Below are 14,429 nucleotides of genomic sequence, written 5' to 3'. Positions count from 1 at the left end.
AACCCAAAATAAAAATGGCTCCCGGCAGGTTTAAAAAACCGGATATTTTAGTTAATTTTCGCAATGGATCAGACTCTCGAAAAATTTTTCTGCCAGGGGTGCGGAGGCGAACGCAAGCATGTGGTACTCTTTGAAAAAAAGACCAGCGGTTCGGAAGACGAATATAATTTCCAGTGGATAAACCGGTTCCGTATCATCGAATGTGCGGGCTACGAGAACATTTCCTTTCTGAAAATGTACGGGGACAATTTCATGATGCGGGAAGACCAGGATGGCGAAATGGAGTACTATGAGGATGCCGACGTCTATCCGCCCTATCTGGAGCAGGGCGAGGAGCTCAGCGGAATCCACCAGTTGCCCGAGAATATCAAGAGCATCTATAGGGAAACCATCAATGCACTCAAGGTCGGTTCGCTGCTGCTGACGGCAGCAGGCTTCAGGGCGGTGATCGAGGCCACCTGCAATCACCTGAAGATCAAACAGGCGAATCTGGCGGAAAGGATCGATCTGTTACACAGCAATGGATACCTGAGCAAAGCCGAATCCCGCAGGCTGCATTCCATTAGGTTCCTGGGCAATAGCGCATTGCACGAGATCCAGACGCCAAAGGCAGAACAGTTGGTGATCCTGCTCGGCATTGTCAACCATTTGCTGAGCAACCTGTTCATCAGCGATAAGCTGATCAAGGGAAAACTGGATATCCCACTGGATAACTACGACGATTTCGTCAACGTCATCAAACGATCGGTGAGTAAAGAGCTCATCGGAAAAGAGGTTACGCTCGACGCCCTGCTAGACAAGGCCAAGCGGCTCATATCCACCAAAGACTATAAGTCCTTCCGGACATCCTTTGTAGAGGAATCCGGAAAAGGCAGTTTTGATTTCCTTGAAGTCGCAGATGCCGAAAGCGCCAAATTCAAGATCATCAAACTGCCCAGGGTGGTCAACACCTTTGATTTTTAACCTCTAGCAAATAGGCAATAAACTGATCATAACCTAAGACAAATACCGATGAGGATATACTTGGATACCAATATATTGACCAAGCTCGATGACCATCCCCAACTGAAAGGGATTTTAGATCAGTATAGCGAATATTTGAACATCGTCTACTCCGAAGCGCACATCGACGACCTCAGCCGGAGCGGTAACCGAGAAAAGACGATTGAGGATCTCACTAAAATCCGTGAGCTGACCCATGGTCAGTGTATGTCAAAATACCTCAAACAGCAGCATGTTACCTACCAGAAAAGAGATCCAGTTGAATTTTATGAGACCACCCTGGAAACCAGTTTCAGTGCGGCAAACCTGGAGGGCCTTGACCAGATTTTTGCTGGGGTCGACTTTGCAGCATTGGGGATGCAGGATCCCATTGAAACACTGAATTCGGCGCTGGCAACGTTTAAAGAGACGGTCCTCGACAATCTTTCCAGTCCAGAATACGACTATTCTACCTTATTTAAACAATCTGGCCAACAGCTTTCCATGCAGTCGCTGATCGCCGACTTGATGAATTTGGTCAATGGTTCTCCGGAATCGAAAGCCTTCTTTAAGCACGCGAGAAAATTGATGGATGAACATGTCGAACAGCGCAAGTCGCTGAGCAATCAGACCGATCCCATTGCACATCTCAACAGCATATTGCCCAGTTCTGCCATGGGGCGCAGTTTTGAAGATTTCAACGCCATGGCGATGGAAATCGGAAAGACGAACTTTACAGATCAGGGCGAAAAAGAGCGGTTTGTGACCAGTTATTCCAATCTCGATCTGATGGGGTTCAGAGCGGACAGCAAAATGTCCGTACAAAATATCAACACCGACGCCACGCACGCCTATTTCGCCGGGCATTGTGAACTCTTCATTACCCAGGACCAGAAACTGAGCGCAAAAGCCCAGGCGGTATACCGAGAATTTGGCACCGATACAATCATCGTAGATGTAGCAAAGGCGGTCAAATTGATCACGGAACTGATTCCCCTTACTGGCACCCTCGAAGATCTGATAGCTGAAATCGGTACTCACCCCCGGGCAGGTATAGTCGAGTGCCACTCTGAGGTGGCGACTAGAATCACCAGTACCGTAAGTTACCTGGATAAGTTCATGCTCGGCTTTTTTGATGAATACCTCGAGCACAGCTATCCAGATGGAGGCTTCCTCACCGTCTATTACAAATCGATCCCAACCTTCAACAAATGGTTATACAGTCGGGAATACGCGCTGTTGACCAACAAACTGGTTGCTGTCTTGGGCCATGACAACTATGGAAATGGAGAATTCGGGAAGTGGTCCAGCGAATTTCCGGCAGAAGAGCAATTGTGGAGGGGAAGGTACTGGGGTAATAAGAACGTCCAAATTGTACTCAAACAGACAGAAGAGTATGGTATAAGCCTGTTTATCGATAGCCCTTCGGTAACAGAAGAGCAAAATCCAGGAGCCCCCTCAACCGGACCAGATGAGCCTCATAAATAGCAGAAGAAAAAATCAAGTGTTATAGATACTATGTGAAAACTGTTCCTTTATTCAAGGAAGAGACTGGTGTGACGGAACTGAATTTGTGGTCAACCTTCCCGAAAAGTACCGCAAACAGCACGAAGAATTGTATCCCATATACTGGGAAATTATAGATATTCATCATCCAATTAAAACGAAAACAGACATCTAGGAATTCTCGAAGATTGTCCATTGAGTCGTCAAATGTCCAGAATATCAAGTTATCCGATATATTGAGACATTTTATCCTTGAGTGTTGAGATCAGCGATTAATCCTCCTCTAGTTTCCTGATAGTCGTCCCTTCCCAGGCTGCTTTCAATATTGAATAACACGTGACTACCATGATTTTGCGAAAAAATATCTCCCAACTTAATTATGTACTAAAGATCGAGAGCTTTGCGATGCTGGCGGATATCAAAAGGGAGACTGCCGATGCGATGTAGTAAAATGCTACTTTTTTTATCCACATTCTTTAAAAGAAATGGAAGCTAAACAAAAAACCTAGTATTTTAGGATTGCAATAGTAGATAACCCACTGATTCATCTGAGAATATTTACGGAAAACTGCACTGCACAACCAATGCTCAACCCTATGGACTATCTCAAGCACCTTAAGGACCTTCGCACCAAACTTGCCGGACAGCAGATGTCCCTTTTGATCGGTTCGGGTCTCAGTAAAAATGTAAGTGAAAAATTCCCGTTATGGAATGAGATGCTGGTAGACTTAGCCTATGAACTTCATCAAGATGGTATCGACAGGGACTATCTATCATACAAATCCAATTTGGCTACCCCATTGGGAGAAGCCGAGTTCAGGAAAGCCGCCTGCGGAAAGATAATCTCAACAAAGGGCTCTTTGGAAATAGTTTCTGAATACATCCGAGTAAAGGGAATTCCCGAAAGTATCGTTAGCTACATCGAAGATAAGGTGCCCTGCGCATACCGCAAGGATGGGAAATACTTTATGGAACTCAATGGAGACATCGAAGAAATCCCCAAGGAAAAACTTGCGCTACATCGTGCCCTTATCGAACTTCCCTGGAACAACATTTTTACTACCAATTATGACCATTTGCTAGATATCTGCATCGACGACAATCGATACGAAAGGCTTTCGGACGAAATCGACACTCTTTACTTTGAAATTTTGCAGTTACAGCAAAAGATTGCAAACAATGAAAGTGAGCTTGAATCCATCGAGGCTCCAGAGCTAACATATAAACCTACGGGCGACCCATCAAAGGCGCTCGAGCAGAATATCCCAGAACCAACCGAAGAAAATCAAAGCAGAACCAACAGACGCAACGAACTTTTCTATGCAATTCATCAAGGGAAAATGGACCTCAAAAATCTTGAGGATATCTCAAAGGATAAAATTTTCGAGCTAAACGGGTGCTACAGGATTGTGACCAGCGCACAAGGACTCAGCACAAAAAAGCAGAAGAATATTGTCAAATTGCATGGATCGCTCCGCAGTTTAGAGCAGAGAGAATCACATCTTTTTGGTTTTGACAACGATTCCAGGAAGCACTATATAATTTCAAAGGAACATTATGATTCCTACCCAGAACTTCACGAAGCATTCACCCAGGTGATGAGGATCTCACTGCTACAAGAATCATTTTGTCTTATCGGATTCTCCGGTGTCGACCCAAACTTTCTAGGATGGATCAACTGGGTAAGGGATATACTTTCAAAATCTGCAAGAACGGCGGAGGGCAAAAAGACCTATAAGATATATCTAGTCGAAACTTCATGCTCTACGGTGCCAAAGGATAGGCAACTTTTTTTCGAGAACCACAATATTATCAGGATCCCCCTACTTGATCCCGTTGTAATCTCTGCAATGCAGGCAGACGTGGGTAGGTCGTCGGAGGTCAAAGACAGGAGTACATCACTCGAACTGTTTTTGGCCTTTTTGAACAATGACGACCACCTGAAACCAGACCTTCCAACTGCCAACCTCGCCGTCCGCAGGGAACAGCGGCAGCTGTGGGACCGTTTGCCGGTAATAGACCCTTTGAAAATAGCGGATCTGCCCGATTTAAGCTCTACCCTTTCAAAACTAGAGAAAATCAGTGGAGAAATCTGGATTCCGGATCTTGGTTATGCTTCGATGCACAACCAACACTCCCTTACTGGTTTTTCGCATACGAAAAATTTCTTTCCGGTTCTGTTGGAACGTGATGATATACAGCAAATGGTCACCTTAGCGATCCAACAGCTGTATATACCCATACGGAACATAGTGACATCCGAACTTGTAGAACAGCTCCTAAAAAATCCTTTGACCAGCACAGCTATAGTTCGTATGATTCAGCGCAATGATGTCCTTGAGGCAGTTTCGGACCGACATATGGTGGATATTCACGATGAAATGCTACGGCTGGCATATTCATTCCAGTTCGATACGCTACTGGCCCAGCTACAAAATTGGGAACCAGAAGGAAAAGACGTCATCCTGCGGGCTGGATTATTCTCGTTATTCAATCAAAAAGATGCAAGGGAAGGACTGGAAAGGGCCATACTTGAAGACAAACTGGAACGAGGAGAGCAGATGCTGTACGGACTGGAAATGCTCAACCATATCCCAAAAGGCTCGTTCGGAGGAGACAAGCGAATCATGAGGATGATTGCCAGCTACGAACAAACGGGCTACCGTCCGTTACAGGAGACCATAAAAAGACTGTACGGCCAGATAGATAAGCAGCAGTCTAAGGTAAGACCCTATGGACAGAACAGGTATTCAAGATCTAGGTCGATGCAGATGACCCGTACTTCCGAAGCGGAGGCGTCAATCCAGATCCTGATGCTACTTGCAGAATCGGGTTTCCAGATGATGATACGCAACATCTATCTTTTGCCAAACGAAAGCTGGCACAAGATCTTCAAGGCTGGATTCGACTACTACCCGATGCCATTTCTTTTTTATAGCCTGCAGTACAACAACAAGGACCTACTCAAAAAAATTGGTCAGGAGTATGCCTTCTCCACCGACGAAAAGATTACTTCAAGGCTAACTGAGATTTGCACTGCACTTTTCGGACTCTTGGACCAAAAGTATTCCCAGTTCACCAATGCCAGCAGTCATGTCCTCTCAACAATGATCATCGGAGTTTCACCGCATATTTGGCAGGAATATTTTTCTGCATTGTGGAAAAAACTGATTGAATTGGGAATTGCATTTGACAAAGAACACGATGATCATCATGTCGGATTGGTCAATACCGCAATCAAATTCATCAATTCACCTGAATTGCTTGTTTCGATCATTTCGGATTGCATTCAACAGGCCGCTCAGGGACCTGCAGACCAAGCCATTGGCTACCTTTACCACCTCAACCGAAACTTTTACTTCAAAAAGCTCGATAAAAACCCTTTACATCGCGATTTTATCAGCCAAAAACTCGAAAAGATAATTGAGGATCTCAGCGTAGAACGCATAGAGTTGATGTTCATATTGGGCAACTTGCACGACTTCCTCAATAAGAAACAGCTGTGGGCGATACCAGATAAATTGGCGGGCTTTGAACTTGAAAAGATCGATACGGCAAGGGTATGGAGGATCATAACCTATTTCTCACAGAACCATCCCGAATTGAAAAAAAAGAGCAGGACCTGCATCCTCGGTCATCGGCTGCTGTGGCATACCGGGATTAACGGCAACAGTATCGCTGGCGGAATTGATGAGCACATTCCACTGACGGCAATTTCCTCACCCTCACTGGGAGAGAAAAGTCTCCGATGGGAGCCCCATGAGATTGAGGCCATCTATAACCGACTTGTACCAACGCTCAATGATATCGACCGCTTCGACCTGCAAGATAGCTGGATCAGCTTTACCGATGTACTGGAAGAAATGTGCGAATTCCTCGATACCAATGCTCAAGTCCTTGAAAAATTTCCTGATTATGTTCAGGTTGCCGAAATGGCAAAACTTGCCCTTGCCAAAAACAGGAATTTTGAGGATATCGGGGAAGGACTGACCAGCAGCGACCATAATGAATTCCTAACTGCCATTTCAGAAATGAGTGAGCAGGTTTACGCCGGACAGATGGACAGCGAATTGGTAACGGTGCTACTGAACAAGTTGCTACTGCAATCCGAGCCTGGAATTGAAGCTACCTTGAGCTACATAGCAAGCTGGGCATCAGATAAGGACAGGCCAGACAGGTTTAGGATCTTTCAAGGGCTAATTACCAAAATACTTGTCAAGTACGACCGTCAGATGCTGGAAGATTGCGACATCGCCTTTGTTGAGGAATATCTCATTAGATTGGCATTTATGCTCTATAAATGGGGAGTTGAAGACCCAATCGTAGAAACTTGGCTTCAACGCGGTCGTGCTTCAAGTTTCAACAACGTTATACAGTTCCTTCTCAAGGCCGAAATCGGCAACGAGATTGATCAATGGGATTAAGGTTCATAATGTGCATTCTATCCGGATACTGGATGTATTGGTATTTGTTGTGTGGCAGTCAATAAAGTTGGAAATCAGTTGCCGTTTTAAATTTTTATCGCACAAAGCTATGGCTATTGAGCGAAGAAAGCTAGCTTCACATCTAACCAAAAATTGGCACTATTGAATAGACTTGTTTTAATCGGAAATGGCTTCGATCTTGCGCATGGGCTGAAAACCGCCTACACCGATTTTTTGCTATGTTACCTCAAAAGATCTTTCACTTACGCCGGAAAGGACCAGGAACTATGAGGACAAACTCATCAGCATACAGTTTAAAAATCCCAATCTTTTTGGAAGCAGCTACTGGGGTAAACCAGGGATTATCGAACTGATCGACTGGCTTTATATGCACGGGAAGCTTTACGAATTTTTGACGGTGAGTTCAAATTAACGGAGGAACATAATTTTGTGTTTGGTGCATGCCATGCGGAAACAAATCCTTTCCTGATGAAACTCATCGAAAACTGTTCCATTACCACTTGGGTAGAGATCGAAAACATCTTTTACGAGGAGCTAAAAAAGATATTGATAGCTGAAGATATCAAAGAGCAACAAAATATTCCTAATATATGTAAAAAGCACCCACTTACTCCTGTTAAAAAAAATGAACCGAAGAATTCTAGATACCCAAGGCACTGGTAAATTTGTGGCCGTACTGCAACGTGGTATAAACAAAAAATCGCATGCTCAACATACGTTAGGTGATTTTGTACCCAGTGATGAAGTCGAACCTGTACCAAAAAAGCCACTCAACTCTAAGTGGGTTTTCTTTTTATTTGACAATCCTGTTGAAAGGCATTAACGATTCGTACCCCGGAAGGATCAAATCCGAACCACTTATTGGAAGATTAAAGGCTTCTAGCTTCGTTTGACGACTTTGCAAGCTACCGGATAGTTACCATTGCCGAACCAAACGGATTTGCCAGCAAGCGCTTGACACACATAATGCAAGGCGACACTCGTGTTGACCTGCACGAACCTTAAAATTGGCTGGATGGTGTAATTTCTATTTTGGTAAAGCTATGGGTTCACCATTCATCATTCCAATGCCATAGCTATGTCCAACGCCTTCCAGCACATATTCAGATACAAATATATTATAGTCTAGTCTAAAGCGCTTACATGGCTTTCAAGGATTTTAGGGATCTCAGGATATTTCGTATATTTGCATCAATAAAAACTGTTAATCTAAGATCGTAGTTAATTAACACAAATACTATGAAACATAGATTTCATGTTAAAGGAAATCCGATCACGGTTTCCCATTTTTATGCCGAGCTGACGGATAATATCCTCGCTGGCCAATCAGTAACCCTTATCAGTCCAAGAAATGGCTCCATTGCGGTTCGCACCGTCTGGCGGGTGATCGAATGGAACGGTAATGTCAGGTTTATCGACCTGAGGTAACTGACGAAAAAGGTTCGGCACATGTGCCAAACCTTTTTTAACCTTCTGCCCCGTTAAAAAGCCCATTCTCGATCTGCTGGTTCAAAACCAATGTTGCATCCTTCAGGTCTTCTGCTAAATCGGCGACTATTGCATTTTCAGGATCAATAGCTACGCTACCTCCCAAGATACCGAGCATTGCATCTTCTAGAAGTCCGATGGCAGCTTCAATGTTGAACTGCTCAGTTCCGCCATAGCCTTTTGCCTCGAAAAGAACATTCGCCCTGCCCTGGTCCTGTATTGCTGTTTCCATGTGCCTGTAGATCAACCTGTGTTGCGGGAGCTCAAGGAGCCTTGCCAACGCACCCGCTAATCTTTCAATTTTTCTCATGGGCACTGGACTACAAATGCCACACCGAAAAAAAACACCTAATGCCGATAGTGGAATATAAATGAATTTATCTGAATTAAGAAATAATTATGACCTATACGATGTAAAATCGAACTTTCGACCCGATAAATTCTCTAAAAATATTTTTCTGCCCTGAAGTTTCGCCCTGGTCTGACATCAGAATTACTGTAGCCTGCCCAGCACACCCACTGTCCCAATTGGCAGACCGGCAGAAAACGAATGTTAACAACATTGTGGAAAACAAATCTCGCCAGCAGGAGATTTTTTGGCCACATTTACATTAGATTATATTTTGTAATTTCGCAGGGAACTTAACGCCAGCAATGTACACCAGTCCAAACGTCAACCGCATTGAACACCAATTGAACCTCTTCGGGATCTCTAGGGGCGAACTATTGGATATGCTGAACCAGGACAGGGTCAAACTGCTCGGTCAGGAAGACGTGTTCGGCGAGAACATCAAGATCAGTACGCTCAAAAAGATCGATGAGATATTTGGAAAGGGTCTGGGCTACTATACAGATCCTAAGGATCCCATCCAGTCCAAGGACGAGAGTATTTTTTTCCGTAAGGACCATTTCAATGCAGACCTTAACCTGGGTGCAAGACAGATAGTCAACAGGTTCGAACAAGAAAAACTCTCCTTTTCGGTGCTGGCCAAACTTTCGGACTTCAATATTAAAAGACAGCTCAAGGTATACAGTACCAAGCAGGATCCAAAGCTGGCAGCAGAGGAGATTAGACCGATTTTATACCCGCGGTTCGTAAAGGATCGGAAAAAATTCCTGGAAAACTTTATCGCAAAGCTGGGCGAGCATAACATCATCGTTTTTGAATTTGTCGAAACGCACAATAAGAAGAACAAGGCGAACATCAACGGATTCTATCTCTCTCCCAATGTGATCGTGCTCAAGCGCAACCAAAAATCACTAAAGCGGGAAATTTTCACTCTGGCGCATGAACTGGGACATTACCTGCTCAATGAGGAAGAGATCGATGACAACATCAGTGAGGAAATGTCTGCAAAGGGAAACAAGCTGAGCGATATCGAGCGTTGGTGTAATGATTTTGCCTATTATTTCCTGGTAGGCGAATACGAAAAGGAGATTGCCGCGATCCAGACCGCAAGCGAGGCCAACGATTATTATACCGATCTGATCGAGCAGGTCTCCGAGCGCACCCATCTAAGTACGCTTTCGCTCTACACCAGACTACTACTGTCCCATAAGATCTCCCCGGTGAGCTACAAGACGGTCACCGATAATATCCTATCGAGTATACGCGAGTGGGAAGAAACTGAGAAAAAGCGGATGGAGGCAGAAAAGATCAAGGCACTAGCTGAAGGTAGAAAAGCGCCGGGCGGCAGTCCCAAGCCGATTATCTCGCCGATGTTTCTTGAAACGATAAAAAGCGCGCTGTATACCGGGCTGATCAACGAAGCGGAATTCTGCAAGAGGCTCAACATCAAGAGCGAAAAAATAAACAGCTACCTATGATCAGGGCGATAATGGACACCTCTTCCCTGCTGGCCATTGTCAGATACTATCTTCCTTTCGACAAGGAGGACCAGCTAAAAACGCTGCTACAACAGAAATTCGAATCAGGTGAACTCATCATCACCGATAAGGTACTCCAGGAATGCAAACAGACCGCCAAGGGAATAGTCGTCGAGGAACTGGATTTCATAACGGCCAAACCTGCACTTATAGCAAAGACTAGCGACCTATTGCCTGGAAAGAAATTCCATAATATGGTGGACAACCAGTTCTGCAACAAATTCCTGGTAAAGCAAAAGGGGATCACAGAAGTCGAGTTCGAAAACGAAAAAGGAAGGTTCCTGGCAAGCGCTGATGCATCCCTGATTTTGTATGCATTAAACCTTAAGTCGGCCGATGCAGTCGTGGTCACTGAAGAAACAAAAACTGCAAACGATGGCAAGATATTCAAAAAAATACCTGATAACTGTTCTTCGATCGGCGTAAACTGCATGAGCCTACCTAATTACCTCAAAGACCACATCAGATTGGGTACTGAACATCAATTTTCGCTATTTAGCTAAGGTCTAACTTTAAATGAGTGGGAAGAGAGACTAACTTAATATTCCCAGTTCTGCCAAAACATCTTTCTTTAACTTGCTCAGTGGTCTTTTGATCAACCATTGGTCTTCATAATATACCCCAAATGCTAGGCGATATATCTCCGAATTAGTCACAGAAGTTCTTAATATCGCTTTTAGCGAAGCTAAATATGTTTCTGAGTAAGCTTTTTTTAGGTAAATCAATTCTCTAATTTCTTCCCTGTGCGCTTGATATATATCATTTAGCTTCAACGATTCGATACTGTCCAATGTGAAATTATTGGCGCTAACAATCTTGCAATGAGCATTCAGGTGATCTTCAAGTGTATAGGAAAACTTAAAATCCAAAACCTTGTTGATATTAGTGTGCTTAAAATAAGGATGAAAAATATCCCTCAGTGCACTGGAATTGGCACCTTTAACACTGCTATTGCATACATTGCAGCTAGGTATAAGATTAAAGAAAGACAAGGCCAATAAAGGATATTCCGATTTTAGAAACCAATGATCAAAAGTAGGTCTCACGATAAAGTCTCTGGCAATAGTGATAATGGTATTGGTATACAACCGGTTGCAGTAAACGCAGGTCTGTATATCAAGATTTTCAGCCAAATTGTATGCATTATAAAACCCAAACGTATTGTCCAAATTCTTATTGATAAACGCATCATATCTAAACAATTTCTTGATGCTTGCTATTTCTCTTTTGCTCTTGAACTTGCTTTTTAACCTATCTAAAACGTCTGGATATCCATCGATAAGATCGCGGAGGTTTTTGTCATCGTTTAAAAACTTGGAAACATTTGAATGGATCCCTGTAACCAATCTGATTTTCCGGTCAAGCCCTTTTGGATGGGCTTCTATAAAATGCTCCCCAAGAAGTTTCTTTTTAATAATATATCTGATGTTCGACAAATGCTCTTCCCTGGCATGTTGGAATTGAGTAGTGCTTTGATCAATATAAAACATTAGATTCGTTTCCTCCTTTCTTCGAGCCTCTGTATTTCCAAATCCAAAAGATCCTTTTCGAAATCCTTGTTCCCTGTGCAGTCCGATAGCATCTCTGCAAGCTTGAACTTGATAATAGGCTCATCGATAGTATAAATCAGTCTTTCGATATCCTCAATATTCTGTCTTGACAACTGGTTTTTTAGCATTGCATTTATGGCCCAGTCGATTGCTCCAGCAACGAAACTTCCAATCTGACCATCTTGGATAAAAAATGAATCCTTCAACAAGTCTGAAATATTAGCGCCAAACGTGCGAATTCCAGACGACTCCTTGATACGCGATACAAAGCCATTCTTTTCCAGAAAAACGACATTGTTTTTGGGAAAATCAGAAAGCGTTAAGGGGTCATGGGTTGAAATGGTTACTTGAATTTCATACCCTCTGAAAATTATTGGAATAACTTCCCTGATATATTTGATGTATTCCTTCTTCCACTGGGGATGGAAAGCATTGTCCCCCTCATCCAAGAGAAGAAATATATTTTTTCCGATCTTAGAGAGCGAATCAGATGAATGGAAATCTATGTCGATCTTGTTTTTTATATTCTCCGAGTGCGAATAAAGCGTACTGAATAGATCTAGGAACCCTTCCTCGCCAGAACTTGGCACGATATCCGGGACATAGGTAAACATTGGTCGTTTATCATATACAAACCAGTCGTTTATAAATGACTGGTTGAATTTATCATAGATGGTTATAATCTCAAATGCCTGTTCCTCCGTAACCCATATATGTCGCCAATTGTCGTTATCAAGTATTTCTGGAGATACTATTTTCATTATGTAATCTATGAATTCTATAAGGGAGATGTGCTCACTAAAACTGTACTTTTCCTTAGTGACCACCCCTGCGTTCTCTAAAAACCATAACATAGAATCCCTCACCGTTCTGTTCTGGATTTCATGTTCGTAACCAGCAGCGATAAAACCTTCTTCCAGATATCGGTTTCCTCTTGCTTCCAGCACATTCACCAGCTTGCCCAGCGCGACTTCGTAGAGGTCATATTCAAAACGGATCAATCTCTCAATAGCCTCTTTTTGTTCATCCTCGAGATCGTCACGCTCAAAGTATTCTGCGAATTTGGCGTCCTGCTCAACAGGCATCTTCTCGAAAATTTGGCTAATGGCGGGCCTCAACTGCGATGAGGTTTGGTGAAACGCATGAGTGTTATGAACATCTGCATCAAAATGGTTCAGTTCCATTCTAACATATCCGAAAACTGGCAATGGTACTTTCTTAGCTTCCAACTGTCGATAAAAGTGGTTGAACTTTATCCATCGCTTTACTTTTTCGGAATTATGGGCTTTTAAAAAGTCTGCCAATTGTCCACTACTACCATGATTATCAAGTGTAATAACCGCAAACTTTGAAAGATCTTTCCCATTAGTCCTCACCGCGTCTTCAGTCCGGTCGTGCAGGTATGGTGTGTAATAGATCCTGTGTATACTTTCTATGTTGTCGGTGATTTCATAAGTACCGTCTGCTTTTTCCAGAACATATTTACAGTGATAAGAGTTTGCAAGGGCACGCATGAGAGTGGTTTTGCCACTTCCATTGTTACCGACAACAGATGAAACCAGTGAAATCCCCTTTTTACTGAAAATATCGTCGATATAGAACTTGTTCGGTTCTACCTTGGATAGTTGGCCACCTTCAAAAGTATATAGGTTTTTACCCCCGAAGTTGATGGTCAACGGAGGATGTGACTCACCGAAAACATTCGGCAAATAACCTTTAGGAATGTGAAAAGCTGCAATTACCATAACCGAAATATTATCAACACCATCTAAAGGTTAATATGATCCAATTTAGATCTTGAATAAAACTAACAATAAAAAATTAAACTTTACCACAAGTAAAAAATATGAACATTCCGCTCATTGGTAGCGATGGAAATCGTCATCCCTTATCCCAAGGAAACTGGCTATGTCCTTATGCTTGCCCACATTGAAAGCCCCTTGTGCGCGGCAAAGAACTTCTGGTAGCGCTCACTGGCATTCAAATTCACCAGTTCAGCCGCATGGCTCACCTTCATCTTTTCGTAATACGCCCTGATCTTCTCCACAAGCAGCTGCACTTTGATGCAATTCTCCCTCAAGGTCGTAAAGTCACCATAGGAAATTTCCAATAGTAAACTGTCCTCCGCCCACTGGCGCAAGTCTTAAGCGCAGCATTACTTGTGCATATTAAAAAAATAAAGACAACCAAAAAAGCCAATTATGTCTAAGCGGGTTTCTCTTTACTTGACAATCCGGTTGACAAGACTAACCCAATTGTACTCCCAACGTGATTCGAACTCAGAAAAAAGGTGTATTTTTTTGACTTATGAAATAAAAGGTTTATATTTAAATAATAGCAATTGCAACTAAAAAATACAGACAAAAAGGTGAGTGATTCGGTGAGTCGCTTTTCAAAAACCTTCCAGATAGCCCTTAAACGCTGAAAAATGAACGTAGTTCACATCCCAGCGGGATCACATAAAGCCTCAGAGAAATCTGAGGCTTTTTCGTTTAAACAACGTAAAGAATTGCAAGTCTTTTGCATTCTTAATCCGATTGAGACGCTATGTTTTTGGGATTTCTGTGAAATT

Annotated in this window: 11 protein-coding genes; 8 read left to right on the top strand and 3 right to left on the bottom strand. The window is 43.0% G+C overall.

Annotation, left to right across the window (positions count from 1 at the left end):
* Window positions 1-63: 63 nt before the first annotated feature.
* From DUT69_RS08210 to DUT69_RS19185, 6 genes are all read left to right on the top strand, one after another.
* Window positions 64-963, top strand: a complete 900-nt coding sequence (locus DUT69_RS08210; protein ID WP_113652753.1) for a DUF4145 domain-containing protein — start codon at window positions 64-66, stop codon at window positions 961-963.
* A gap of 48 nt (window positions 964-1,011) precedes the next feature.
* Complete coding sequence (locus DUT69_RS08205; RefSeq protein WP_113652752.1) at window positions 1,012-2,469, top strand: hypothetical protein; 1,458 nt, start codon at window positions 1,012-1,014, stop codon at window positions 2,467-2,469.
* A 614-nt stretch (window positions 2,470-3,083) separates the two neighbouring features.
* A complete protein-coding gene (locus DUT69_RS08200; protein ID WP_162796219.1) occupies window positions 3,084-6,911 on the top strand; it encodes an SIR2 family protein in 3,828 nt (1,275 codons plus the stop codon).
* A 153-nt stretch (window positions 6,912-7,064) separates the two neighbouring features.
* Window positions 7,065-7,202 (top strand): AbiH family protein, encoded by a 138-nt coding sequence (locus tag DUT69_RS19540; RefSeq protein WP_394341236.1) that lies wholly within the window; start codon window positions 7,065-7,067, stop codon window positions 7,200-7,202.
* Between the two features lie 355 nt (window positions 7,203-7,557).
* On the top strand, window positions 7,558-7,755 hold the full coding sequence (locus tag DUT69_RS19190; protein WP_162796218.1) for a hypothetical protein: 198 nt from the start codon (window positions 7,558-7,560) through the stop codon (window positions 7,753-7,755).
* 416 nt (window positions 7,756-8,171) lie between these two features.
* Window positions 8,172-8,360, top strand: a complete 189-nt coding sequence (locus DUT69_RS19185; protein WP_162796217.1) for a hypothetical protein — start codon at window positions 8,172-8,174, stop codon at window positions 8,358-8,360.
* 37 nt (window positions 8,361-8,397) lie between these two features.
* Here the strand turns inward: DUT69_RS19185 and DUT69_RS08185 are convergent, their stop codons facing one another.
* Window positions 8,398-8,652 carry a hypothetical protein gene (locus tag DUT69_RS08185; protein ID WP_162796216.1) on the bottom strand — a complete coding sequence of 85 codons (255 nt, stop codon included), beginning with the start codon at window positions 8,650-8,652 and terminating at the stop codon, window positions 8,398-8,400.
* A gap of 422 nt (window positions 8,653-9,074) precedes the next feature.
* Here DUT69_RS08185 and DUT69_RS08180 point away from each other — a divergent pair, with 422 nt between their 5' ends.
* Window positions 9,075-10,247: an ImmA/IrrE family metallo-endopeptidase gene (locus DUT69_RS08180; RefSeq protein WP_205314238.1), complete on the top strand. Its 1,173-nt coding sequence runs from the start codon at window positions 9,075-9,077 to the stop codon at window positions 10,245-10,247.
* Entirely contained in the window at window positions 10,244-10,810 is a 567-nt protein-coding gene (locus DUT69_RS08175; RefSeq protein WP_113652747.1) for a DUF4411 family protein, read from the top strand. Before DUT69_RS08180 ends, DUT69_RS08175 begins: the two co-directional genes overlap by 4 nt.
* A 30-nt stretch (window positions 10,811-10,840) precedes the next feature.
* Here DUT69_RS08175 and DUT69_RS08170 read toward each other — a convergent pair whose 3' ends face one another.
* Together DUT69_RS08170 and DUT69_RS08165 are read right to left on the bottom strand one after the other, a co-directional pair.
* Entirely contained in the window at window positions 10,841-11,797 is a 957-nt protein-coding gene (locus DUT69_RS08170; RefSeq protein ID WP_113652746.1) for a hypothetical protein, read from the bottom strand.
* Complete coding sequence (locus tag DUT69_RS08165; protein WP_113652745.1) at window positions 11,797-13,602, bottom strand: hypothetical protein; 1,806 nt, start codon at window positions 13,600-13,602, stop codon at window positions 11,797-11,799. Before DUT69_RS08165 ends, DUT69_RS08170 begins: the two co-directional genes overlap by 1 nt.
* Window positions 13,603-14,429: the final 827 nt, after the last annotated feature.

This window comes from Pedobacter namyangjuensis (assembly GCF_003313325.1).
GTDB classification, from domain to species: Bacteria; Bacteroidota; Bacteroidia; order Sphingobacteriales; family Sphingobacteriaceae; genus Pedobacter; species Pedobacter namyangjuensis.
This window is presented reverse-complemented; position numbering and strand designations above follow the sequence as displayed.